Origin of the sequence: Xanthobacter autotrophicus, assembly GCF_030015065.1 — a bacterium.
Lineage (GTDB): Bacteria > Pseudomonadota > Alphaproteobacteria > Rhizobiales > Xanthobacteraceae > Xanthobacter > Xanthobacter autotrophicus_D.
In genome coordinates this window covers 1-444 of sequence record NZ_JAIVFN010000425.1, presented here as the reverse complement: position 1 = coordinate 444, position 444 = coordinate 1, and the positions used below count along the sequence as shown (strand labels likewise).

Here is a 444-nt window from a genome sequence, read left to right as displayed (position 1 = left end):
GTGATGAACAGGTACTTCGGGTCGTTCATCGGCGCCGCCGCCATGAAGGTGGTGAACAGGCGGTTGTGGATGTAGCGCCCGCCGATCACCTTCTCGGCCGTGCCGGTCTTGCCGCCCACGAAATAGTACGGGACCGCCGCCTTCTTGGCAGAGCCCTCCGCCGCGTTGAGGCGCATGATGTAGCGCATCGCCTCGGAGGTCTGACCGGAGAGGACGTGCGTGGCGCGGGCCTTGTCGTCGGGCGCCGCCTTCAGGAAGGTCGGGGTGATCAGGTCGCCGCCGTTGGCGATCGCCGCCACAGCGGCCGCGGCCTGGATCGGCGCCACCGCGATGCCGTGGCCGAACGCGATCGTAATGGTGTTGATCTCGGTCCAGCGCGACGGGACGATCGGGGCCGCGCTCTCGGGCAGCTCCGTGCGCAGCCGGTCGAGCAGACCCATCTTC

General features: G+C 68.5%; 1 protein-coding gene. It reads right to left on the bottom strand.

The window, feature by feature from the left end; all coding sequences use genetic code 11:
• Positions 1-444, bottom strand: a 444-nt coding sequence (locus K9U40_RS23850; RefSeq protein WP_282892529.1) for a penicillin-binding transpeptidase domain-containing protein, incomplete at both ends; no start/stop codon positions are given.